Raw genomic sequence first — 23,798 nt, forward strand, 5'->3', positions numbered from 1 at the left:
TAGGCCTTTTAATTTTTTCGATTTGGGTATTTAAAGGCTTGTTCTATTTGGGCGAGAACCATACCAAGTTGGTGAAGAAGGTAAAGTTACCCGGTTCTGGAAACTTCCTCTAAATTTCTAACTTCTCATTTTCTGGTACTTAGAAATAATTTTCACTTTATAATTTATTGTTTTTAAATAATTTCTTACATATAATAGGATTGCGAAATCTGTGGATTTAAATGAAAAAACTGTGGTAAAATTGCACACTTTTTCAAATAAAACGAAAATTTTAATTCCAATATTAAAAGTTAATTATCTTGTAATCAGAATTTTATAATCATTTTTTTGTTTACATTACATTACGAATTATAAAATGGGGAATTATGAAAAAATTAGATGTAGGTTACAGTAAGATTCTGAGGCTATAACGAGTTTTTATTTTCGATTTAATCTGAAGATTATTTCGCCTGCTACGATCCCGGATATTGGGCTGAGCCCTGCAGAATAAAGCTTTATTAACTAAATCTTAGGTTTAAAAACTTTATATTACTCTTAGAATGCAATAAATTTGAATTTATAGCGATTACAGGATTTGGAAAAGGAAAAAAAGAAGAAGAAAAAATATAAAATATTAAAGATCCTCGCAAAAATCTTTGCGGGGCTCTTTATTTTTATAATCTTATTGCTGCTTTTTATCAGAAGTCCATGGGGACAGGATATTATAAAAAATCAGGTGGTAAATAATATTTCCGGTAAAACCAATACGGATATTACCCTGGATAAACTTTTTATTACTTTCTCTGGAAATATTCAACTCGATGGTCTTTACCTCGAAGATAAAAATGGTGATACGCTAGTGTATTCCAAATCACTTGAGGCCGATATTCCAATATGGCCAATTATTCAGGGAAATGCCATTAGTGTAGATAATTTAGATTGGGAAGGTTTAAAGGCCAATATTGTTAGAAAAGATTCTGTTGAAGGCTTCAATTACGAATTTCTAATGGAAGCATTCGCCACAGATACTACCCAGCAAGCCAGTCAGGAACCTACACCACAAGATACTACCGCTTCACAGGAAATCAATATTGGAAACCTTAATTTTAAAAATTTCAACATCACTTTTAAAGATGATGTCATGGGGATTGACACTGAAGTATCTTTGGGTGAACTTATCCTGGAACTGGAAAAAACCGATCTTGAAAAGATGGATTTCCGGGCCGGAAATGCCAGCATAACCAATACGAAAATTAAATATTCACAAAATAAGCCCTTTCCTGAATCCGAAGATGAACAACCGGCACCAATGCCTTATTTGGTGGTAGATAACTTTAATCTGGGAAATGTACAGATAGATTACAATTCTATTCCCGACGGAATTAATGCGAATCTTGACGTTCAGGAATTTTTAGCGGAAGTTCCGCTGATGGACCTTAAAGCTCAGGAAATAGAAGTTAGTAAGGTCGCATTGAATAATTCTGATATTAAACTGGAAATGAAAACTATGGTACAGCCGCAGGATACCACTGCCACCGAGACTACTCCTTTTTCATGGCCAGATTGGCAAGTTGCCGTTAATGAAATAAACTTTTCTGATAATAACATAAGTTATTTGGTAGATGGAGCTGAGCCTAAAAAGGGCGAATTTAATGCTGAAGCATTGGTGCTGGATTCTCTTAATTTAAATGCGAATAATTTATATTTAAAGGATAAAATAGCCGGAGTCGAAATTGCTGCCTTTAATTTTAAGGAAGCTTCAGGGCTTGATTTAAATCAACTTAACTTTAACTTATATTTAGAGGAATCTCAACTAGATCTTACAGAGTTTGCATTGGCTTTAAATGAAAACAGGTTGGAAGGGGAGGCCGGTTTAAAATATAATTCAGTTCAGGACTTGATCGATAATTTTGAAACGGCAGAACTGTCCCTGGATCTTCCAACAATTTTGTTAGATGTGGAAGATGCATTTAGGTTTCAGCCAAACTTAAGATCCAATCCTTATATAAAGGAGTTAAGTGCCAATAAGGTATCGGGAAATCTTAAGGCCTCGGGAAAACTTTCAGATATCGCAATTTCAAGAGCTAATCTTAATTGGAAAAACACTTCACTTTCAGCTAACGGAAATATTTACAACGCAATAGATCCCGATAATATTCGGTTTAATATTCCTCGTTTCAATGCAAAATCCCGCAAATCTGACCTTACAGGTTTTGTGAGTGAAAAAGACCTAGGAATCAGTATTCCGAAAAATATTCAGCTTAGCGGGAATTTTAGAGGAAGTCCTGAAGACCTTTCAGCCAAAGCATTTTTAAAAACTTCCGAAGGAAATATTCGCATAAATGGTAATTTCTCCAACCAGCAGGAAATTGTTTTTGAAGGAAAAATGACATCCGAAGAACTTCAGCTTGGAAACATCTTGCAAAATGAAAGCCTGGGAGCTTTAAACCTTGAAGTTGAAACTTCAGGAAGGGGAAGTACGGTAAATACACTTGATGCAACTTTAGACGCCACCATACAATCATTCTCTTATAATGATTACGGAATAGAAGGCCTTAAAATTTCCGGCGATATTAACGATGGAACCGGTACCATATCTTCAAACTTTAAAGACGATAACCTGGAATTGGTACTTAATTCGCAAGTGGAGCTGGATTCGGTTAAACCTAAAGCGAACCTAAATTTAGATCTAAAAGGGGCGAAGTTACAGGAATTGGGACTTTCTTCCCGGGATATTCGTATGGCCTTTAAATTGGATGCTGAATTTGAAGGAAATGCAGATGAATACGAAACCTACGCCAATTTCACTGATGCAGTGGTAGTTTATGATAATAACACTTATTTGCCCGGCGATTTAAATGCGCACGCCTTTGTACGTACAGATTCCACTTCTTTGCAGATTAGTAATAAAATTTTAGATCTGGATTTGAAATCTAATGCCGATCCTATAGATTTTTCCAAGGCACTAAACCGACATTATGAATCCTATTTTACCGAAGTAGATCCTTTAGATACCGTGCAAAAACCTGTTAATTTAAAACTGCGTGGAACTATAATAGATGCTCCCGTTTTAAATGAAGTTTTCTTAGCTAATCTCGAACAGCTTGATACCATACATATTGAGGCCGATTTCATTGAAAAAGAGCGAAAATTTGATGCTCTGGTAAGCCTGCCTTATATAAATTATTCAGGTAGTGAAATTGATAGTTTGGAATTTAGTTTAAATTCAGATCCTGAAAACTTTGATTTTAACCTTGGGTTTAGAGCGATTAACTCAGGACCGATCGCAATTCAGGAAACCGATTTTAATGGAAGCCTTACAGAAGATAAACTCTTCCTGGATTTCACTTCTAACCAGGGCGAAGAACGATTAATTCATATGGCTTCAGAAATCACCAAACCCGGGGATAGCCTTAGATTTTATATCAATCCGGAAGATTTAATCCTGAATAAAAATGAGTGGAATATTGCTTCGGGAAATGAAATAATAGTTTACGGGGAGGATATTACCGCAAATAATTTCAGGTTAAGTAGAAATAACCAGGAAATGCTATTAAGCAGTGAGCTTTCTCAATCAGATAAAAACCATATTGGAATGGAATTTAATAATTTCAATTTAGGGGCACTGCTAAATTATTTGAATCCGGAAGAAGAATTGGCCACGGGGCAATTAAATGGTTATTTAATTTTTGAAGATCCTATGCAAAAAATTGGAATTCTTGCTGGGATGGAGATCAATCAGTTAAAAGCAATGGGGGTAGAGCTTGGTAAACTAAGCCTGAATTCTACTCCAAAAGCCGATTTCCAATACGATGTTGGCCTCGCTTTAAAAGGTGAAAATGTGGATCTTGATATGAATGGCGATTTCCAGGCGCTGGACACTACTACCACCTTAGATTTCGAAATGCAGATCAATAAAATTAATATGAAAACTCTGGCAGCAATTTCTCAAGATGCGATTACTGATGGGCAGGGAAGTATTTCCGGAAACTTGAGTTTGGAAGGCACTACAACAGAACCTGAGTATAAGGGGCAGCTTAACTTTGATGAGGCTCAATTTAATGTAGCCTTACTTAATGTTCCTTTTACGCTCCCTTCAGAGACATTGGAATTTGACAATCAGGGAATATATTTCAATGAATTTAGGGTAGAAGATAAAGATTCAAATTCATTTGTTGTTAATGGGGAAGTGCTTACAGAAAGTCTAATAAATCCTAAATTCGACTTGAATTTCAAGGCCAGGCAATTTCAGATTCTTAATTCTTCAAAAGAGGATAATGAAATGTTTTACGGAACTGCCACTTTTGATGCCGATGCCAGCTTAACCGGAGATCTTAATATTCCTAAATTAGATATGAATATTACCATAGGTTCCAATACCGATTTCACCTATGTTATGGCAGAAGAAGAGCTGGCGATGCAGGAACGTGAAGGGATCGTGATTTTTACAAACAGGGAAGATCCCGATGATATTCTTACCGGAAGCGAAGAAGAAAAATCGGCTACACTTACAGGTTATAATGTTAGTGCCCGAATTAATATAAATGAAGACGCCGCATTTAATATTATTATCGATGAGCAAACAGGGGACAATTTTAGAGTAAAAGGAGAGGGAGAATTAGATTTTAATATGTCTCCTAATGGAAGAATGACGCTTGCCGGCCGTTATACAATGAGTGGTGGTCATTACGAGATGAGTTTGTACAGCCTGGTAAAACGTAGATTTGAAATTGCCGATGGCAGCCGAATTACCTGGTCTGGAGATCCTTTGGATGCAACCTTAGATGTGAGTGCTATTTATAAGGTAGAAACTTCACCCGCATCGCTTATGGCAACCAATCGGAGCGCTGGTGACAATAATCAATTTAGAAGGGAACTACCATTTTTAGTATACCTTAACGTAGATGGCGAATTAATGCAGCCAAAATTATCTTTTGGTCTGCAAATGCCAGATGATGAGCAGGGTGCAGCCGGAGGCCAGATCTATGGACGCCTGCAACAATTGAACAGTCAGGAAGCGGAGTTGAATAAACAGGTTTTTTCATTATTGGTATTAAACCGATTTTATCCAACTTCCGGGAGTGCCGGCGACAGTGGTGGAAATCTTGCCATTGCCCGCGATAATTTAAGTCAGGCGCTCTCAGATCAGCTAAATATGTTTTCTGAAAAACTACTGGGGGATACCGGTGTTGAGCTTAATTTTGGAGTAGACAGTTATACTGATTATAGCGGAAATACAGCAACCGAACGTACTGAGGTAGATATTGAAGCTCAAAAACGCTTGTTGGACGATCGTCTAATTGTAAGTGTAGGAAGCGAAGTAGGTGTGCAGGGTAGTAACCGTCCCGGAGAAGAAGCCAGTCCCGTAATTGGAAATGTAAGTATAGAATATTTACTTACTGAATCCGGAAGATTTAGATTAAAAGGTTTCCGAAGAAACGAATTCGAAAATGTAATTGACGGACAGCTTATTATTAGCGGGATCGCTTTTATTTTTACAAGGGAGTTCAATGAGTTTCAGGAATTATGGGATAATTTCTTTCTGAAAGAGAGAGAAGCAGAGGAGGAAGAATCAGCCGAAAACAATGATAAAGAAGATTAACAAATAAAACCGGCGTGATACTGAACGCATAAACAGGCAACTTATTGAGCAGTGGTTTTTGCCCGTGACTAATTCACAAATTAGGATTGAAATTAAAAACAGATGAAGGTTTACTTAAAATATATCGCTTATGCTTGTGTAATATTTTTGCTACTGCAGGCGTGCAATGTGAAAAAATTTGTTCCTGAAGACGAATTGCTTTACACCGGCGCCAAAATTTCAATGGAAAGTGATACTACTATTAAGAAGCGTTCCCAGTTAAAGGCTGAGTTGGAATCAGTCTTAAGACCAGATCCTAATAGTTCATTTCTGGGAATGCAGCCGCGATTATATTTTCATTATAAAGCCCAGCGTGAAAAACCGGGTTTTATCAATAAATTTTTGAATAAACAAATAGGGGAAGAGCCGGTTTACGGGAGCGATGTAAACCCGGTACGCACCGAAGATCTGCTTAAAAACAGACTCGAAAATAGAGGGTTTTTCTATAGTACTGTTGTTTCTACAGTAGACCGTAAAGAAGAAGAGAAAGAAATGAGCGCTGCCTACTCAATACAAATTCCCGCTCCATATTTGCTTGAAAATTACAAGTTAGATTCAGATAGCCTTCCGATTTACAAAGAAATACAGACCACTTTAGAGAACTCTCCACTGGAAAAAGGTATGCGATTTGATCTTTCAACCATGAAACTGGAAAGGGAGAGGATTGATAGGAATTTAAAATCTGAGGGTTATTATAACTTCAACTCCGGATTTTTGATTTTTGAGGCTGACACCAATCAATACGATCAGAAAAAATTTGATCTTTTTTTGAGATTAAAAAAGGATATCCCAAACGAAAGTGTTATTCCTTATAGAATAGAAAGCGTTAATATCTATCCTAACTATGAAGTGGGAACCGACAGTTCTAGTGCAAAAACGCGATATGCAGAGAAAAACTTTTTTCAGGAGGAAGTGTTCTTTAAGCCGAAATATTTAGATCCTTATCTTCTTATTGAAGAGGGACAGCTTTATAACCCCGAAACGTCCAGGAATACAGCCAGGAGATTAGGGAATATTGGTGCTTATAAATTTGTAAATATAAGTTATCGTGAGATAGACAGTCTTGCTACAGATAGTACCGGTGTTCTGGAAACAAATATTTATCTATCCCCCTTAAACAAACGTTCTCTAAGGGCAGAAATACAGGCAGTTACAAAATCTAATGGCTTTACCGGGCCAAGTTTGGCTTTGGGCTACACCAACCGAAATTTATTTAAGGGTGGAGAAATTCTAAATATTACCGGAAATTTCGGGTATGAAGTGCAGGTAGGTGGAGGTACCCAGGCCGGTTTAGAAAGTATCCAGCTTGGATTGGAAGGGGAACTTATCTTTCCAAGACTTTTATTTCCAATAAAATTTGATAAAAACTGGTTCTCATATTCCATTCCCAAAACAAGAACAAGTTTAGGCGTAGATTATCTTAGCCGAAGTAATTTATTTAGTTTGCGTTCTGCTTCTGCAAGATTTGGTTACATCTGGAATGCGAACCGTTTTGTGACCCATGAGCTTAATCCAGTATCGGTAAATTATGTTAAATTGGGAAATACGAGTCAGGAATTCCGGGATATATTAGAGAATAATCCTTTTTTGCAAAACAGTTTTAACCAGGAATTCATTGCCGGTTTAACCTATTCTTTTACCTATAACGAACTAGTAAATAGCAATAGCCGGCATCAGTTTTTCCTAAATTCAACCTTAGATGTAGCCGGAAATCTGGTAGATGCTATTAGTGGAGGAGGCGAAGAAGATCCTCAAACTTTCCTGGGACTCGCATATGCACAATATGCAAAAGCCGATATTGATTTTAGGTATCATTTAAATGTTGGAAGTGGCTCTAAAATAGCCAGTAGATTATTTGCCGGTTATGGTGTGCCGTATGGAAATTCCGATGTTTTACCTTTTACCAAACAATATTTTTCCGGGGGGCCTTATAGTGTAAGAGCTTTTAATATACGTTCCTTAGGTCCCGGAACTTACACTCCACCTGGCGGGGAAGGTGCATTTTTTGATCAGGCAGGAAATATTAGGCTGGAAGCTAACCTGGAATATCGTTTTCCACTTTTCCCTTATTTATACGGAGCTGTATTTGCCGATGCCGGGAATGTCTGGAATACAGGAGAAAATAGTACTTTGGAAGGAGGGCAATTCAGCAAAGATTTTATGAACGAGTTGGGAATCGGTACTGGTTTCGGCTTACGGGTAGATATTCAAAGTTTTGTGATTCGGGTGGATCTGGCTGCGCCTGTTCACGATCCTTCATTGCCCGAAGGCCAGCGCTGGGAATTTGACTATGCAAACCCTGTGCTGAATTTTGCTATTGGATATCCATTTTAATATGCACCAGGAGATTCTAAAACACGTTACTTCCAAAATTGAACTGTCTAATGAAGAACAGCGGGAATTTGTTGGGATACTTTCAGAAAAACATGTTTCAAAAAAAGAATTTTTAATTGAACCTGGTCAATCTGTAGATTGTGAATATTATGTGGTGGAAGGCTGTTTAAAAGCTTATTATTTAGATCAAGATGGCAATATGCATATTATTCAGTTTGCGGTAGAAGATTGGTGGATAAGCGATTTTGAAGCTTTCTTCGGAAATATTCCAGCTCAATTATTCGTCGAAGCCATAGAAGACTCGGTGCTTTTGGGAATTCATCGCGATACCTTGGAAACCTTATACCACAGAATTCCTAAATTTGAACGTTTCTTTAGAATGAAAACCACCAATGCTTTTGTAGCCCTTAGAAGTAGAATTCTTTCCTCACTTCAAAAGAACAATAAAGAGCGATACCTGGAATTTTGCATCACTTATCCGGAAATAGAAAAACGGATTCCCAATTATCATATAGCAAATTACCTTGGCATAAAGCCGGAAAGCCTTAGCCGACTAAGAAAAGAGCTGTTTGAGCTTAACATTATTTAACAGGCACTACTAACATACATCAAGTAGTTTCTTTTCCTTTTCAGCTAATTTCGCTTACCAAGTGAGACTTATAATTTGGCAATTTTTTTTGCAGAAATTTTAATTCTCAAATTAAACATGCTCATGGTTTATCCCGGGTTTGTTTTAAAAAAAATACTAAGAAAAAGATTTTAAAATTAACAAATTACAAGTATGAGTAAAGAACAAAATTTATTAAAATCATATAATTTAAACGGACTGGAACTTCCAAACAGAGTGGTAATGGCTCCCATGACAAGAAGTAGGGCCGATAATCCTGAAAACAAACCTGCAGAAGGTCTACACGATGTTTATTACACCCAGAGAGCCTCTGCCGGGTTTATTATTACCGAAGGGTCTCAGGTTTCTAAAGAAGCTGTTGGTTATGTTAATACTCCCGGGATTTACAGCCAGGAACAGGTTGAAGGCTGGAAAATGGTGAATAAAAAAGTACACGAGGCCAATGGCCGAATGTTTATTCAGCTATGGCATGTAGGGAGAATGTCTCACCCCGATTTTCATAATGGGGATTTGCCCTTGTCTTCTTCAGCAATAAATCCTGAAACTCAATCTTATACTCCTGAAGGTTTTAAAGATACTGTGACTCCAAAGGAAATGACCATTAATGATATTAAAAGAACTGTTAAGGATTTTAAGCATGCAGCTAAAAATTCAATGGAAGCCGATTTTGACGGGATAGAAATTCATTCTTCCAACGGTTATTTATTCCACCAGTTTTTTAATGGCACATCTAACAAAAGAAATGACGAGTACGGCGGAAGCATAGAAAATCGTGCAAAGATCTTATTTGAAATTATAGACGCGATTAAAGAAGTAATGCCCGAGCAAAAAATTGGTTTAAGGTTGAATCCTTCACTTCACGGTATTTTTGGAATGACGATGGATGAGGAAACCATCCCAACATTCGATTATATTATCAAGAAACTGAACGATTACGATCTTGCTTATGTGCATTTATCGGAGCCTTTTAACGATGTTTCAGAGGTACCACACGCAGTAACTGAAATCGCCAAAAGATACCGTCCAATGTACAATGGCACTTTAATTATTAATGCAGGCTTTGATCAGGAATCTGGAAACAAAGTCATTGAAGAAGGAAATGCCGATTTGGTAGCCTTTGGTAAACCTTATATTTCTAACCCCGATCTGGTAGAGCGTTTTGCTGAAAACATTCCACTTTCAGAATGGGATACCGATACTTTTTATACTCCCGGGAAAGAAGGATATATAGATTACGAAGCTAAAGCCAGAAAGCAGGAAGCATAAGGCATAAAGATTCTGTTTAATTGCAATTATTAAAGAGGTTGTTTGGAATAAACTTACTTCGTCATTCTGAATTTATTTCAGAATCTAATATGTTTTATAATTTAAACATGTTAGACCTCCGATAAAAATCGGAGCGGGCTCTGAAACGAGTTACCATTGACGTATTTTTAAAACCCTGATATTTAGGTTTGTTTTTTTTATAATTCAAAAAGAAACTTACCTGGTTTGGAAGTTTCCTTTTTCATTTTTTGCGTGTATTCCTCTCACTGCGTTCGTCGGATACAAGTAAAACGAAACAAAACCCGCCTGAACGGACGGGCAGGAAGGGCGTCCTATGTGGAGGTGTTTTTTTGGCAACTGCCTTCCTCTCCCTTTTGGTCGTCGGAGGCAGAAAAAATCGCAAATCAGCAGCTAAATTTTTTCCAGGGCCCTTCGACTCCACTCAGGACAAGCTTTCAAAAATTATTAACGCTGCTGATTTGCTACACTCACATACAGAGTTTAAAACTCGCTATGCTCGAAACGTCATTTTCCTACGCTAGATAAAATTTTTTATCACGGGTCTCAGAATGACGAGTTAACTTAATTAATTCCAAACAACCTCTTTTTTAAGTTTAAAACGAAATCACATTCTTACCAATAGATTTCCCTGTTTCCTGTAGTTCATGAACTTCTTTAAACGTTTGTGCGCTAAGTCCGGTGAAGGTTTTATTTAGAGTGCTTTCAATGGTTTCTTCCTCTAAAAGTTTAGAAATTCTTTCCAGTATTTCGTGTTGCTTATGCATATCTGGGGTTTGGAATTTTGCCCGGGTAAACATCAATTCCCAGTGAAAAGCCACACTTTTATTTTTTAGTTTATTTAGATCTACCGGGTTTTTGGTTTCCACAATAGAACAAATATCCCCCTGGGGTTTTATGAGTTCGGCCATTGCATTCCAGTGCATATCGGTATCAGAAAAGTTCAGTATATAATCTACCTGCTCATAACCTTTAGATCTCATTTCTTCTTCTAAATTCTTATGATTTACAATTACATCGGCGCCCATATTTCTGCACCATTCTTCGGTTTCATTCCTTGAAGCTGTGGCAATCACGTTAAATTTGGTTAGTTTCTTTAAAAGTTGAATTCCAATAGAACCAACTCCGCCGGCACCACCAATAATTAGAATATCCTGATTTTCACCTGAGTTCTCTTTAATCTTTAAGCGTTCAAAAATGCATTCCCAGGCGGTAAGGGAAGTAAGGGGCAAAGCTGCAGCTTCTTCAAAAGAAATATTTTTAGGTTTATGGCCTGCAATATTTTCGGTTACCAGCTGAAATTCGGCATTACAACCGGGGCGATCTATTTCTCCTGCATAGAAAACTTCATCTCCCTGCTTGAATTTCGTGACTTTATTACCAACCTGTTCTACAATTCCGGCAGCATCCCAACCAAGAATCTTAGGTTTTTCGAGTTCCTTATCCTTAGCAGCATTCTGTCTTACTTTAAAATCTACGGGATTCACAGAAACCGCCTTGATACGAACTAAAAGATCTGAATCTCCGGGTGTAGGTTCTTCAGTATTAAATTCAACAAAACTGTCTTTATCGGTTATTGGTAGGGATTTTTTTATTCCAACGGCTTTCATAAACTGATTTTTAATATTCATATCTCAATTTAAGAAATATAAAAGCCAGCGCCCATCACTTAAGAAAAATATAAGATATCCGGGAATAATTAATGCTGAAGTTTCCCGCCGTAGCAAAGATCTCCGGCATCGCCGAGACCCGGTATAATATATCCGTGATCGTTTAACTCCTTATCTATGGTAGCGATCCAGAGTGTAGTGTCTTCGGGAAATTCTTCTTCCAGGTGAGCAATGCCATCTTCTGCACCAATTATAACCACTAAATGAATCTCTTTGGGAGTTCCCATCTTTTTTAAAGCCTCCATTACATTTACAAATGAACGGCCGGTGGCCAGCATAGGATCGGCCAGGACAAGCGTTTTACCTTCCAGGGAAGGAGAGGCGAGGTATTCTACTACAATTTCAAAATGCTCATCGTTATTGGGGTGGTGGCGATAGGCGGAAATAAAAGAATTCTCAGCATCATCAAAATAATTCAATAAGCCATTGTGTAAGGGAAGGCCTGCACGTAAAATAGAGCAAACCACAATTTCGTTTTCAGGTAATTGAACTTCGGCATTTCCTAAAGGGGTTTTGATATTTTTAGCTGAAAATTTTAATTTCTTACTAAGTTCATAGCCTAGAATTTCTCCTAAACGCTCAATATTTCTGCGAAAACGCATTCGGTCTTTTTGAATTTCAGTATCCCTAAGTTGCGCTACAAATTTTCCGGCGATTGATTTTTCTTCTAAGAGATGATGTACCTGCATACTGTTTTTTAATTTTTAAACTCACTTAGTGAGTAAACTACCTCGGGTCAAGCCTCAAGAGGCATTATTGTAAAATATATTTTGATTTCGAGACCCGCCTGCGAAACGGGCTGGCAAGCTTCGGAGCATTAAATCTCGACTATCAAGTAAAGATAAGTAAAATAGACCGGAGCAAATTGCAAGGACATTAGTAGTAGTAAACAATATTTTAATTTCAGAGCATATCTCGAGTATTTTAATCTCGATTATCGAGTAAATGTTTTTCGAATGCCCTGGGTGATAAAAACTACAATGGGGTTTATACTTAAAAGATTTTTCTATATGCTAATTTGGCTGTATTTTTGATATTAATTGCCTAAAGAATTCAGCTGATGAAGTTTATATATACTTATTTATTTCTTTTCTTCACCGTGCTAGGCTATGGGCAGATAGATCTTCCGGCTACCAATAAAACCGGGGGAATCTTAAAAGCAGAGCCGGAAACGAAATCTTCCGGATTTCCTATTCTTCGTGCCGAGGAATCTAATGAGGAAAGCAAATATCTTCGTGAAAAGCCTAAAGAGATAGACTTTAGGGAGAAACCGAATAACCTGAAAACGGCAGGCGATGCTGTTAAGGAAAAATGGACTAAAGATAAAGAAGCACTGGATAAATATGGTGAAGATCAATATTTAGGCGACTTTAAAACCAGCGGAAAATTTGTTGAGCTTTATTGCCGTGATCATCAATTTGTAGACGGCGACCAGGTTAATGTTTATGTAAATGGAAAATTTATAGAGCGGGTAGTGCTGGCCGGGAGCTTTCATCCCATCCTGGTTACTCTTGAGAGTGGTTTCAATAACATAGAATTCGAGGCGATAAATCAGGGCTCTTCTGGTCCCAACACCGCACAGCTAAAAGTTTTGGAAGAAAACGGTAACCTTGTTGCTTCTAAAGAATGGAACCTTTTAACCGGAGCTAAAGCAAGTTTAATCGTAGTTAAGGAATAAGCTTTTATTTCCTTTGAATTTCCTCTCTCCGAAATGATTCATTATTAAAAATTCTGCAGTTTAGAATTCATTTAATAACTTTATAAGAAATCCAATCTTATGAAGCGTATATTAATTGCCATAGATTATCATCCGGTTTCAGAGAAAGTTGCTGAAGCCGGTTACAAGCTGGCCAAACAACTAGATGCCAGGGTTTGTTTACTTCACGTCATGGCCAATGTAAGTTACTACGGAATTGATTATCCAACTTTTATGGGCTATTCCGGTTACGATGAAATGGCCGTAAACCTGGATATAGCTCAGGAAATGAGGGAGGTAGTGGAAGATTTTCTTGAAACTGCAGCAAAACACCTTAACGACGAAAATGTAGAAACCCATTTAGCCGAAGGTGATGCAACCACTGCCATTCTTGAATATTCAAAAACCTGGAATGCAGACCTGGTGGTAATGGGCACGCACAGTCATTCGGTTTTTGAAAAACTTTTAATGGGAACGGTCGCTTCAAGTGTTTTGGAAAAGACTGAAGTACCGGTTTTTATGGTGCCGATAAAGAAGGATTGATAAGAGAGTGAATACCTGTAAAACAAAAAAGTCTTCCGTATTGGAAGACTTTTTGTGATCGCGCCAGGATTCGAACCTGGGACCGCCTGCTTAGAAGGCAGGTGCTCTATCCAGCTGAGCTACGCGACCGTTTTTGCGGTTGCAAATATAAGCCTCTTTCGAAATAAAACAAGCTTTTTCTATTTAAAAATGTATTTTTTTATTTAGCCTGAATTTAGTCGAAATTTAATCAATTTTAACTTAATTTTTATTTTCAAAGCATTTCTAAATTATATCCTTAATTTTGCTTTGGTAAATTTTTTAATAGATCCCTTTTGAAAATCTTGATTTCTTTCTCCTCCCGGAATTTTAGTCCTGTTAACCAGCTTTTTGAGTTAATTTTATTATCACAACTTCAAAATAAACATCTATAACTGTTTATGGATTTTAAATTCACCATTATCGTTCCGGTTTATAATGAGATAGAAAGTTTACCAAGGCTTTTTGAATATTTACAAAACTACCTCAAAATTGCTTCTCTAAAATCCTGTGTTTTACTGGTAGATGATGGCTCCAGTGATGGGAGCTCTTCTGCTATTGAGAAATTCTGTTTGGGACAGGAAGATTTCAACTGCTTGTTATTTGACCGGAATTATGGAAAAGGTGCTGCATTAAAGGCGGCTTTTGATCATACTCAAACGCCTTTGCTGGGTTATCTCGACGCAGATCTGCAAACCCACCCCGAAGATTTTGAATTACTCCTGCCTCATATTAAAGATTATGGTTTGGTTACAGGTTGGCGAAAAAATAGAAAAGACACCCTGGTAAAACGTATTTCTTCTAAAACAGGGAATGCAGTAAGGATATTTTTTACCCATGATAATATACACGATACCGGATGCCCGCTTAAAATTATACATACTGAATATGCCAAGAAAATACCCATGTTTAAGGGCTTACAACGCTTTTTACCGGCAATGATATTATTGCAGCAAAAGGAGATAAAAGAAGTTGTGATAAGTCATTATGCAAGAATCGAAGGCAGTTCAAAATACAATTTCAAAAATAGGTTTCTCGGCCCTTTGCTGGACTGTTTTGCCTACGTCTGGATTAAAAAATCATATATAGATTACAGCATAAAAGCGAAACATGAGTAATTCGCTAATAATCTATGTGATTGGCTTTACCGCGCAGATCCTGTTTTCTTCAAGGATGATCATGCAATGGATACTTTCTGAAAAACAAAAGAAAGTTCTCACGCCAATTCTTTTTTGGGAACTGAGTTTAGTGGCTTCATTTTTATTATTTATCTATGGTTATTTTAGGGACGATTTTGCGATTATGCTGGGACAAAGTCTTACCTATTTTATTTATATAAGAAATTTACATTTCCAGGGGCAATGGGGGAGGCTTCCTTTTCTTTTTAGAGGTCTAATACTGATTTTTCCGGTGCTCGTGGTTGTTTACAGTTTTTTTAATAATGAATATAACCTTGAAAAATTATTTTTAAATGAAGCAATCCCGCTCTGGTTGCTTTTATTAGGAATTGTAGCGCAGATAGTTTTTACGCTGCGATTTTTATATCAATGGTTATATTCCGAAAAACAGAAGAAATCTTCACTCCCACTCGGGTTCTGGTGGCTAAGTCTGGTTGGTTCTTCCTTAATTCTGGTTTACGCAATTTTCAGAAAAGATCCGGTTTTGCTCATTGGGCATTTATTTGGCGCGATAATGTACATTAGAAATATAATAATTCATCATAATGAAATCAGAGAATAAATACCTGGTACTACTTATTCTTGTGGGAATAGCAGTGTTTTTTGTAAATCTTGATGCAATCTACATCAACATTATGGAGGCGCGTAATTTTATTACCGCCCGGGAAATGCTAAACGATAATAACTGGATTTTCACAACGATGAACGCCGAGCCGCGTTATGAAAAACCTCCGTTGCCAACCTGGTTAACCGCAATTTCTATGTCGGTTTTTGGAATGGAGGGACTGTTTGGCTTGCGTCTTCCTTCCGCAATTATGGGAATAATTTTAGTGGTTTTTACTTATAAATTCCTCCTCAAGATTACTAAGAACATAGAATTATCATTTCTGGCGGGATTAATTGCCAGCACTTCCTTTTATATTGTCTATTCAAGCAGAGACGGGCAATGGGATATTTATACCCATAGTTTTATGATGCTCGCCATCTTTTCACTTTACAAATTATATAATTCTACAAAAAACTGGTTCTTATATGCTGCAATTAGCGGATTATTTATTGGCTGCTCCATTTTGAGTAAAGGGCCGGTTTCGATATATGCCTTATTTCTTCCTTTCTTAATTGCCTACGGAATTATCTACAAATTTGATGGCACTCAAGAACGCAGGAAAGCATTAGTTCTTCTTGCTCTTGTCGCTTTAATTTCCGGCGGATGGTGGAATCTATATGTTTATTTATATGATACCCGTGCGGTTGCTGAAATCACAAGTCAGGAGACCGGAAGGTGGCTAAATTATAACGTAAGACCGTTTTATTATTACTGGAGCTTTTTTATACAAAGCGGTTTATGGACCATTCCATCTTTTGTAGCGTTGCTTTATCCTTATTTGAAGGATAGGGTTAGCAATAAAAAGGCTTATAAATTCACACTTTTCTGGACCTTAGCTTCCGTTTTTCTATTATCTGTTATTCCAGAAAAAAAATCCCGCTATCTTTTGCCGGTGCTTATTCCTATGGCAATGAATACCGCTTTTTACATTGAATTCCTTTTTAATCATTTCAAAAGTATTAAAACAAAAGAAGCTGCAGTGGCTTATTTCCATTTTGGAATATTTGCTCTTGTAGGTTGTATATTTCCCGTCGCCGCATACTTCTATTTTGAATCTTTTCTGCAGGATATTCTGCTTTGGTACCTTCTAAGTTCAATTTCATTATTTATTATCGGAATACTTATGTTCAGGTTTTTAATGCTGAAAAAAATAAAACCCGTGTTTTATTTAAGCGTTTTCTTTTTGATAAGTATCGTGTGGTTTGGCTTGCCAATGGCAGATAAAATCAACGTCAATAAGGAGTATAGCAGTATTGTGAATATAGATAGGCATCTTGATAGGTATAATGCACCGGTATATGAATTTCAAAATTTTACTCCTGAAATTATCTGGGAATATGGAAAACCCATCCAGGTGTTAACCCAAAGAGGCCAGGTAGAAATTCCTTCAGAAGACAAATTTATGCTTTTAACTGAAGCTTATAACAGTGATAGTTTAAAGCAGGTTTTTAGCAACTACAAAACAACAAAAATTGATAGTGTAGATATGAATCCTGTGAGTACCAAGCATAAACAAAGATTATATCGGGAGCTGTATCTAATTGAAAGGACCGGAAACCGTTAATATTAGGAATATTAAAATTCTGAAAACCCCAGCGTTTTTTTGACAAGGCTAAAATATTTCAAACCGTACCTGAAATGAGACCTTAACCAATTTTTTAACACGGCAATATTTGATTATATTGAAACGTTTTTAAAACCAACCAAAATGCTAGATTATCCAATAAAATTTTATCCCATTTTAAAAGAAAAAATTTGGGGTGGTAAGAAACTCAAAAATATTCTCAATAAAGAAACAAACCGGGACGACCTGGGGGAGAGTTGGGAAGTTTCTGGAGTAGAGGGCGCTATTTCTATAGTTGCCAATGGCGAACTTAAAGGTTTTTCGTTAAAAGACCTTTTAGAGGAATATAAAGATAAAATTGTAGGCAAAAAGATCTACGATGAATTTGATTCCGATTTCCCTTTGCTTATAAAATTTATAGACGCTAACACTAACCTTTCTGTTCAATTACATCCTAACGACGACCTTGCACGTCAGCGCCATAATTCCTTCGGAAAAACAGAAATGTGGTATATCATGCAGGCCGATGAAGGCGCGAAAATCAATATAGGCTTTAAGGAAAGTGTTTCAAAAGAAGACTATATAACTCGCTTAGAGGAAGGAAAAATCGTGGAAGTACTCAATTTTGAAGAAGTAAAAAAAGGGGATAGCTTTTTTATCAACACCGGAAAAGTACACGCGATAGGAGCAGGAGTGCTTTTGGCTGAAATCCAGCAAACCTCAGATGTTACGTACCGAATTTACGATTGGGACCGAACCGATGATGAAGGTAATTCCCGGGAATTGCATACCGCTTTAGCCATAGATGCAATAGATTTTGAAAAGAAAGACGATTTTAAACTGAATTACGAGAAAGCGAAAAACAATTCTTCTGAAGTGGCTAGTTGCCAGTATTTTACCACAAATTATCTTCCGGTAGAGGGAGAAATAAATAAAGATTATAGCAATTTAGATTCCTTTGTGATCTATATGTGTGTTAGTGGAAAGGGGAAAGTTTCCGTAAACGGGAATTCTGAAAAAATTGCCCAGGGAGAAACTTTACTTATTCCTGCTCAAAATAAGGAAGTAAATCTTTCAGCTGAAAATTGTGAACTTTTGGAAGTTTATATCAAATAAAAAAGGAGGCTTTTTGAAAAATTTTAAATCGTCACCCTGAACTTGGTTCAGGGTCTAACATGTTAGAATCCCGAAGTAAATTCGGGATAAAGTCTGAAACAAGTCCGCCTGAACGGACGGGCAGGTTCAGCTTGACGAAAGTTAGACGTTTTTCAAACAGCCTCCTTTAAACTAAGAAATCTTCCTACTTATTCTGCAGAATTCCCTCTATTTTTTCTAATTCACTTTTACTAAATTCAAGGTTTTCAAGGGTTTTAATATTGTCTTCCAATTGAGAAACTTTGCTGACTCCAACCAATACAGAAGTTACCCGCTGATCCTTTAACAACCAGGCCACAGCCATTTGTGCCAGGCTTTGATTTCTGGATTGGGCGATTTCGTTTAGTTGCTGCACTTTATTTACAACTTCAGGCGTGATCTGCGATTCATCTAAATAACTGCCCTGGGTTGCCGCGCGGCTGTCTTTTGGAATTCCGTTTAGATATTTATCGGTTAGAATTCCCTGTTCCAGCGGAGAAAATACTACACTACCTATGCCTTCATGTTCCAATGTATTTAACAAACCATCTTCTACCCAGCGATCCATCATATTATATCGTGGTTGATGAATTAAAAATGGCGTTTTTTGTGCTCTTAGGATTTCGGCCGCTTTTGCGGTATCCTTAGACGAATATTGTGAAATCCCTACATAAAGTGCTTTTCCCTGTCTTACAATCTGGTCTAAAGCAGCCATAGTCTCTTCTAAAGGCGTTTCGGGATCCGGGCGGTGATGATAAAAAATATCTACATAATCCAGTCCCATTCTTTGTAAAGACTGGTCTAAACTGGCGATTAGATATTTCCTGGAACCAAAATTGCCATAAGGTCCCGGCCACATATCCCAACCGGCTTTGGTTGAAATAATTAGTTCATCACGATATTGCTTAAAATCTTCAGCAAAGATCTTCCCGAAATTCTTTTCAGCAGAACCATAGGGTGGGCCATAATTATTGGCAAGATCAAAATGGGTTATACCGTTATTAAAAGCGGTTCTTAAAATATTTCTTGCATTGTCAAAATCATCATTATCTCCGAAATTATGCCATAAACCCAGCGAGAGCAGGGGGAGTTTAATTCCGCTTTTTCCGCAGCGGCGGTATTGCATCTTTTCGTAACGATCTTCTGAAGCTTTATAAATTTCCATAAGTATTAATTTTTCAGCATAAATATCGGGATACTTCTTAAAATAGCAAGTCTGGCTGGTAGGAAGTTTGTTTTGGATTAAATTTTCCAATCTAAACTTCGAAATACTGGAAATTTGATTAGCCTATTCAAAATAGGTTATCAGAAATAATTTAACAGAGCATAAAAGCTAAATTTTATTCTTTAGGTAGGAGTTATAGAAGTCTGAAGCTGCCATTTGATGGGGACGCAAAATATCCTGCGCTCCATAGTTATCTAACTGAACATGATCTTTTTCAGTTAAGGCGGTAAGGAAGACTTCTCCCTTGTAATTATTCTGTTTTAAGGAAGTTATTAAATGTCTTGAAAGTTCATTATTGGCCACCGTGCTAATTATCATCACACTGTTATCGTAAGGAATTTGCTCCAATAATTCGGGATCTTCCATATCTCCATAAATCACATCTCTCCCGTTTCTTTTCCATTCTTTAATTATACCGGAATCGAAATCTATTCCGAGAAAATTAATTTCGGGATGTTCGTCGAGCATTTCAGAAAGTCTTTTTCCAAATCTTCCTAAACCAATAATAATCACATCATATTTTTTAGATTCGTTTATCTGCATTTGACCTTCCCGGTAGGGGTGTTGCTTTTGGAAAATACTTAAAGCTGGAGAGATGAATTCATAAATTTGATGGGAATATAGAATAAGATAAGTAGAAAGTCCAATAGTAATAAGCCCTACCAGGGTGATTAAACCAACCACTTCTTCTGTGATATGACCAACTGCAAGGCCTAAACCGGCAAAGATCAGTGAAAATTCACTTATTTGAGCTACGGTTAAACCTGCGAGAAAAGAGGTTCGTTTACGGTAACCCATAGCCCCCATGATAATTAATACAATTATTGGATTTCCCACCAGTACAAAAACTGAAAAATAGAGAGCAGGGACAACCTGGCTTCCAATTATAGATAAATTAAGATTTGCACCAAGGTTTACGAAGAAAAACAGAAGTAAAAAATCCCTTAAACTCACCAGCCTGCTACTAATTACATCTTTAAAATCTGAGGATGCCAGACTAATCCCGGCCAGAAACGCTCCAACCTCTCCGCTAAACCCAATAAGTTCTCCTATTGATGCCAGGGAAACTGCCCAGGCAATGGCAAAAAGGGTAAGTAATTCCTGCGATTTTGCAAGAAAAGCACTGAATTTTGGTATTACCCATTTCATTGCAATTAAAGTGAAGCCTATAAGCCCCAAACCTGCTATTAGCGTGCTAACAATATCATGGGTGAGCGAGGTATCTTCTCCCTGCCGCATCCCCGATAAAATAATCATCACCAGAATTACCACGATATCCTGAACAATTAAAAAACCTATGGCTATCTGGCCGTGCAGTGAATCTATTTCCTTTTTGTCTGAAAGTAACTTTACTATAATAATAGTACTGGAAAATGTAAGCGCTACAGCAATATAGAAGCTATGCAATGAGCTAAATCCCAGGGCTAACCCAATAAAATATCCAAATAAGGAGGTGAAGAGCACCTGACCCATTCCCGTAAGCAGCGCAATTTTCCCGACATTTTTAATAATTCGTAAATCCAGCTTTAGACCAACAATAAAAAGTAAGATAGCGATCCCTATTTCGGCTAACAGATGAATGTTTTCCTCAGATTTTACAATATTTAAAACTGAAGGCCCAACAAGAATTCCTAAAGCAATAAACATTACAATAAGGGGTTGTTTTAAAACCCTTCCAATTGCACCCAGCAGGGCTGCCAGGGCAAGTATAATTGCAAATTCATAGAATGGATTTTCAGCTAAATTAGATAACCAGTTCATGAGGATAAAACAATTAAAGGAGTGTCTCCATTATAAACCAATTCGTTGATCATAAATTTTCTGAAAATGCTGTCTTGCAAAGAACGAGATCCTTGTTGTAGTAATAAAAAAGTATCATTATTTTTCCCTACACTATCTACTAGCCTGGTGTAGGTATCACCGTTTAATAATTCGGAAGTTGTATTAAAACTTTTATATTCTTCTTTAATTTGTTCCAGATAAATTTCTGCCTCAGTTTTATCATCATTTTCTTCCAGAATAGTGAAAAACTTAATTTCACTAATTTGTTCTTTAAGGCCCGATAAAACGGTCTCAAACTGGGTTTTATTTAGCGGAAACTTCTTATTTACCCCAATAGCAAGTTTTGTTGGAAGAGTAATTTTTTCTTTAACAGGAACAGCAATGGTAAGGGAATCTGATTTATCTACGATGGAAAGGGTAGTGCTGCCAATAAACAGCCGCTTTAAAAATCCGGTTCCTTTTAATCCCGCCAGAACCCAATCATCATAATTCTCAGTTTTTAATTCATTTAAAATCGTGATTATATTTTTTTCACTAATCAAAAAATGCTGATCGTTTTTGAATCTATCCGGAGTTATTTCGTATAATTTTTCCCGGGCATCATTTTTTTCGGCTTCAATTATCTTATGCCTGCTTTCAAAATCTGTCATCCCCGGAACAATTCCCGGAACCTGATGGATAAACATTACTTTGGCATTTAGCGTTTCCGATAAACCCACGGAGAAATCAATCAGGTTTTTAGAGTTCTCTGAAAAATCTACCAATACTAAAATTCTGTTACGCCTGTACATAATGTCTATTTTTTAAATTCGAATTCTTTTAAAATTAACCTGTGAAACTCTAATTTAATTCCCTTACCCAAATATTCCTGAAACTCACAGGGTTTCCGTGATCCTGAAGATGAATAGGAAGTTTTTCGTCATGTTTCGTATAGTTAGGAATACCAATGTATTCGGTTGGACCTCTAAGGGTATAGTTATTTTGTACCAGAACGCCATTATGCAAAACGGTGATTTTTGCCGGACTTAACAACATGCCCTCTTCATTGAATCTTGGAGCAGTAAAAATAATATCGTAAGTATTCCATTCCCCTGGGGCTTTTGTAGCGTTTACTAAAGGCGGGGATTGCTTGTAAATACTCGCGGCCTGGCCATTGGTATAGGTTTCATTTTCGTAAGAATCCAGGATTTGTACTTCATACTTTTCCATAATAATCACGCCACTGTTTCCGCGTCCCTGACCATCGCCCTGAATTTCTGAAGGCGAGCGCCATTCTAAATGCAACTGTATATCGCCGAAATTCTCTTTAGTCTTTATTCCGCCAGTTCCCGGGTTTACCGTTAGAATATTGCCCTCAATATTCCAGGTAGGATTAGACCCGTCTTTCTCATTAACCCAGCCCGTAAGATCTGAACCATCAAATAATATTTTTGCATCAGAAGGAGCTGTAGTGGTAGATTCACCCGCTTCAATTTTTGGCGGAACCGGTTCATAAAATTCGGTTGCTTCAGGTGGAAGTTCAGTTTTCTCATCCTGGGCTACACCTGTAAAAGCAGTAAGAGCCAAAGAAATTGATAGAATAGAAGAAGTAATGGAAATTTTCATATTTAATTGCATTAAAATTATTTTTCAGTTAGATGATCGTAGATCATTTTGGATACTTCAGTAAGCATTTTAGTACCGGCCTCCATATCTTTCATGTTTTTTGATAATAAAACCAAAACATATTTTCTTCCATCAGGTACTTCAATTAAGGCTGAATCGTGATGTACCCCGGTTATCCAACCGGTTTTATTGGCAATTTTTAAGTCTTTTGGAAGTAACTTCGGAATTAAGTCGGTGTGTTTTTGTTGCCGCAAAATGTTAAGCATTTTTTCATCAGCTTCAGTACTTACTGCATTTCCGTTGGCAAGAGCTTCAAAAATCAGCATTAGATCATAAGCAGTTGTAGAATTGCTCAAACCTGCTTCATAAGCTTTCATATCTTCCACACCGCGAAGTACATTAATATTACTAGCGCCCATTTCGCGCATAGTTTTATTCACATTTTTAGCATCAACCAGCTCAATCACGATATTAGTGGCCAGGTTGCTGCTGTAAATAATCATATCGGTTACAAGGTCTTCAATCCTTCTTTTCCGGCCAATTTGCTCATAAAGATGTTCCCCGCTGTCCCGGCCAAGTTCCATAGCATAAAGACTTCCATCTAGAATACTTTTAAATTCATTTTTGATGAGAAGGGAATCTTTGAGCGAGAATTTACCTTCGGAGACTTGTTTAAAAACCTCTATCATTACCGGGGTTTTCATCGTGCTGGCAGCGTGAAAATTCTCGTGCTGATTTATAAGAATACTGTCTTTATCTAAGGAAAGATCTTTAAAAGCAATGGCAAAATCACCTTGCGTACTTTTAAAAATGGAATCAATTTTCTGCTGAAGTTGTTGTGTTGAAGTTTGCCCTGAGCAAACCAAACAGCTAAGCATAAAAACAATTATTGGAAAAAATTTCATTGGTT

General features: G+C 37.1%; 17 protein-coding genes and 1 tRNA gene. 10 read left to right on the forward strand and 8 right to left on the reverse strand.

The genetic code is table 11. The features are described from left to right. Nucleotides 1-574 precede the first annotated feature (574 nt). The 4 genes from LB467_RS04930 (at nt 575) to LB467_RS04945 (ending at nt 9,848) form a co-directional block, all read left to right on the forward strand. Nucleotides 575-5,581: a translocation/assembly module TamB domain-containing protein gene (locus LB467_RS04930; protein ID WP_224472909.1), complete on the forward strand. Its 5,007-nt coding sequence runs from the start codon at nt 575-577 to the stop codon at nt 5,579-5,581. Between the two features lie 102 nt (nt 5,582-5,683). Beyond that, the gene (gene tamL, locus LB467_RS04935; RefSeq protein ID WP_224472910.1) at nt 5,684-7,954 is read left to right on the forward strand and encodes a translocation and assembly module lipoprotein TamL; all 2,271 of its coding nucleotides are present in this window, start codon (nt 5,684-5,686) and stop codon (nt 7,952-7,954) included. 1 nt (nt 7,955) lies between these two features. After that, nucleotides 7,956-8,543, forward strand: a complete 588-nt coding sequence (locus tag LB467_RS04940; protein WP_224472942.1) for a Crp/Fnr family transcriptional regulator — start codon at nt 7,956-7,958, stop codon at nt 8,541-8,543. Between the two features lie 192 nt (nt 8,544-8,735). Continuing rightward, nucleotides 8,736-9,848: an alkene reductase gene (locus LB467_RS04945; protein ID WP_224472911.1), complete on the forward strand. Its 1,113-nt coding sequence runs from the start codon at nt 8,736-8,738 to the stop codon at nt 9,846-9,848. Nucleotides 9,849-10,462: 614 nt separating this feature from the next. Here the strand turns inward: LB467_RS04945 and LB467_RS04950 are convergent. Further along, on the reverse strand, nt 10,463-11,476 hold the full coding sequence (locus tag LB467_RS04950; protein ID WP_224472912.1) for a zinc-binding alcohol dehydrogenase family protein: 1,014 nt from the start codon (nt 11,474-11,476) through the stop codon (nt 10,463-10,465). 89 nt (nt 11,477-11,565) lie between these two features. Continuing rightward, nucleotides 11,566-12,225, reverse strand: coding sequence for a uracil phosphoribosyltransferase (upp, locus tag LB467_RS04955; protein ID WP_224472913.1), 660 nt, complete (start codon nt 12,223-12,225; stop codon nt 11,566-11,568). Nucleotides 12,226-12,596: 371 nt separating this feature from the next. Between upp and LB467_RS04960 the strand changes: the two genes are divergently transcribed. Together LB467_RS04960 and LB467_RS04965 are read left to right on the forward strand one after the other, a co-directional pair. After that, a complete protein-coding gene (locus LB467_RS04960; RefSeq protein ID WP_224472914.1) occupies nt 12,597-13,214 on the forward strand; it encodes a hypothetical protein in 618 nt (205 codons plus the stop codon). A 99-nt stretch (nt 13,215-13,313) separates the two neighbouring features. Continuing rightward, entirely contained in the window at nt 13,314-13,775 is a 462-nt protein-coding gene (locus LB467_RS04965) for a universal stress protein (RefSeq protein WP_224472915.1), read from the forward strand. Between the two features lie 55 nt (nt 13,776-13,830). Here LB467_RS04965 and LB467_RS04970 read toward each other — a convergent pair. After that, nucleotides 13,831-13,904 (reverse strand) — tRNA-Arg (locus LB467_RS04970). A gap of 290 nt (nt 13,905-14,194) precedes the next feature. On the opposite strand from LB467_RS04970, the gene LB467_RS04975 reads away from it, so the two are divergent. The 4 genes from LB467_RS04975 to LB467_RS04990 all read left to right on the forward strand — a co-directional run bounded on the left by LB467_RS04975 (nt 14,195) and on the right by LB467_RS04990 (nt 18,258). After that, nucleotides 14,195-14,911 carry a glycosyltransferase family 2 protein gene (locus LB467_RS04975; protein ID WP_224472916.1) on the forward strand — a complete coding sequence of 239 codons (717 nt, stop codon included), beginning with the start codon at nt 14,195-14,197 and terminating at the stop codon, nt 14,909-14,911. Further along, nucleotides 14,904-15,533, forward strand: coding sequence for a lipid-A-disaccharide synthase N-terminal domain-containing protein (locus tag LB467_RS04980; protein ID WP_224472917.1), 630 nt, complete (start codon nt 14,904-14,906; stop codon nt 15,531-15,533). Before LB467_RS04975 ends, LB467_RS04980 begins: the two co-directional genes overlap by 8 nt. Further along, a complete protein-coding gene (locus LB467_RS04985; RefSeq protein ID WP_224472918.1) occupies nt 15,517-17,142 on the forward strand; it encodes an ArnT family glycosyltransferase in 1,626 nt (541 codons plus the stop codon). The genes LB467_RS04980 and LB467_RS04985 overlap by 17 nt, the downstream gene beginning before the upstream one ends. A gap of 144 nt (nt 17,143-17,286) precedes the next feature. Then, nucleotides 17,287-18,258, forward strand: a complete 972-nt coding sequence (locus LB467_RS04990; protein WP_224472919.1) for a type I phosphomannose isomerase catalytic subunit — start codon at nt 17,287-17,289, stop codon at nt 18,256-18,258. 184 nt (nt 18,259-18,442) lie between these two features. Here the strand turns inward: LB467_RS04990 and mgrA are convergent, their stop codons facing one another. From mgrA to LB467_RS05015, 5 genes are all read right to left on the reverse strand, one after another. Beyond that, nucleotides 18,443-19,441, reverse strand: coding sequence for an L-glyceraldehyde 3-phosphate reductase (mgrA, locus tag LB467_RS04995; protein WP_224472920.1), 999 nt, complete (start codon nt 19,439-19,441; stop codon nt 18,443-18,445). Between the two features lie 168 nt (nt 19,442-19,609). Then, nucleotides 19,610-21,262: a cation:proton antiporter gene (locus LB467_RS05000; protein WP_224472921.1), complete on the reverse strand. Its 1,653-nt coding sequence runs from the start codon at nt 21,260-21,262 to the stop codon at nt 19,610-19,612. After that, nucleotides 21,259-22,074 (reverse strand): universal stress protein, encoded by an 816-nt coding sequence (locus LB467_RS05005; RefSeq protein WP_224472922.1) that lies wholly within the window; start codon nt 22,072-22,074, stop codon nt 21,259-21,261. The genes LB467_RS05000 and LB467_RS05005 overlap by 4 nt, the downstream gene beginning before the upstream one ends. Before the next feature lie 49 nt (nt 22,075-22,123). After that, on the reverse strand, nt 22,124-22,888 hold the full coding sequence (locus LB467_RS05010; protein WP_224472923.1) for a 3-keto-disaccharide hydrolase: 765 nt from the start codon (nt 22,886-22,888) through the stop codon (nt 22,124-22,126). 17 nt (nt 22,889-22,905) lie between these two features. Continuing rightward, a complete protein-coding gene (locus LB467_RS05015) occupies nt 22,906-23,793 on the reverse strand; it encodes a serine hydrolase (protein WP_224472924.1) in 888 nt (295 codons plus the stop codon). Between the last annotated feature and the right edge of the window lie 5 nt (nt 23,794-23,798).

Source organism: Salegentibacter tibetensis (genome assembly GCF_020164485.1).
Classification (GTDB): domain Bacteria; phylum Bacteroidota; class Bacteroidia; order Flavobacteriales; family Flavobacteriaceae; genus Salegentibacter; species Salegentibacter tibetensis.

Excerpts from the sequence above, each read along its gene's own strand:
- tamL (WP_224472910.1), top strand. The coding sequence starts at position 5,684 with ATGAAGGTTTACTTAAAATATATCGCTTATGCTTGTGTAATATTTTTG.
- LB467_RS04940 (WP_224472942.1), top strand. The coding sequence starts at position 7,956 with ATGCACCAGGAGATTCTAAAACACGTTACTTCCAAAATTGAACTGTCT.
- LB467_RS04945 (WP_224472911.1), top strand. The coding sequence starts at position 8,736 with ATGAGTAAAGAACAAAATTTATTAAAATCATATAATTTAAACGGACTG.
- LB467_RS04950 (WP_224472912.1), bottom strand. The coding sequence starts at position 11,476 with ATGAAAGCCGTTGGAATAAAAAAATCCCTACCAATAACCGATAAAGAC.
- upp (WP_224472913.1), bottom strand. The coding sequence starts at position 12,225 with ATGCAGGTACATCATCTCTTAGAAGAAAAATCAATCGCCGGAAAATTT.
- LB467_RS04960 (WP_224472914.1), top strand. The coding sequence starts at position 12,597 with ATGAAGTTTATATATACTTATTTATTTCTTTTCTTCACCGTGCTAGGC.
- LB467_RS04965 (WP_224472915.1), top strand. The coding sequence starts at position 13,314 with ATGAAGCGTATATTAATTGCCATAGATTATCATCCGGTTTCAGAGAAA.
- LB467_RS04975 (WP_224472916.1), top strand. The coding sequence starts at position 14,195 with ATGGATTTTAAATTCACCATTATCGTTCCGGTTTATAATGAGATAGAA.
- LB467_RS04980 (WP_224472917.1), top strand. The coding sequence starts at position 14,904 with ATGAGTAATTCGCTAATAATCTATGTGATTGGCTTTACCGCGCAGATC.
- LB467_RS04985 (WP_224472918.1), top strand. The coding sequence starts at position 15,517 with ATGAAATCAGAGAATAAATACCTGGTACTACTTATTCTTGTGGGAATA.
- LB467_RS04990 (WP_224472919.1), top strand. The coding sequence starts at position 17,287 with ATGCTAGATTATCCAATAAAATTTTATCCCATTTTAAAAGAAAAAATT.
- mgrA (WP_224472920.1), bottom strand. The coding sequence starts at position 19,441 with ATGGAAATTTATAAAGCTTCAGAAGATCGTTACGAAAAGATGCAATAC.
- LB467_RS05000 (WP_224472921.1), bottom strand. The coding sequence starts at position 21,262 with ATGAACTGGTTATCTAATTTAGCTGAAAATCCATTCTATGAATTTGCA.
- LB467_RS05005 (WP_224472922.1), bottom strand. The coding sequence starts at position 22,074 with ATGTACAGGCGTAACAGAATTTTAGTATTGGTAGATTTTTCAGAGAAC.
- LB467_RS05010 (WP_224472923.1), bottom strand. The coding sequence starts at position 22,888 with ATGAAAATTTCCATTACTTCTTCTATTCTATCAATTTCTTTGGCTCTT.
- LB467_RS05015 (WP_224472924.1), bottom strand. The coding sequence starts at position 23,793 with ATGAAATTTTTTCCAATAATTGTTTTTATGCTTAGCTGTTTGGTTTGC.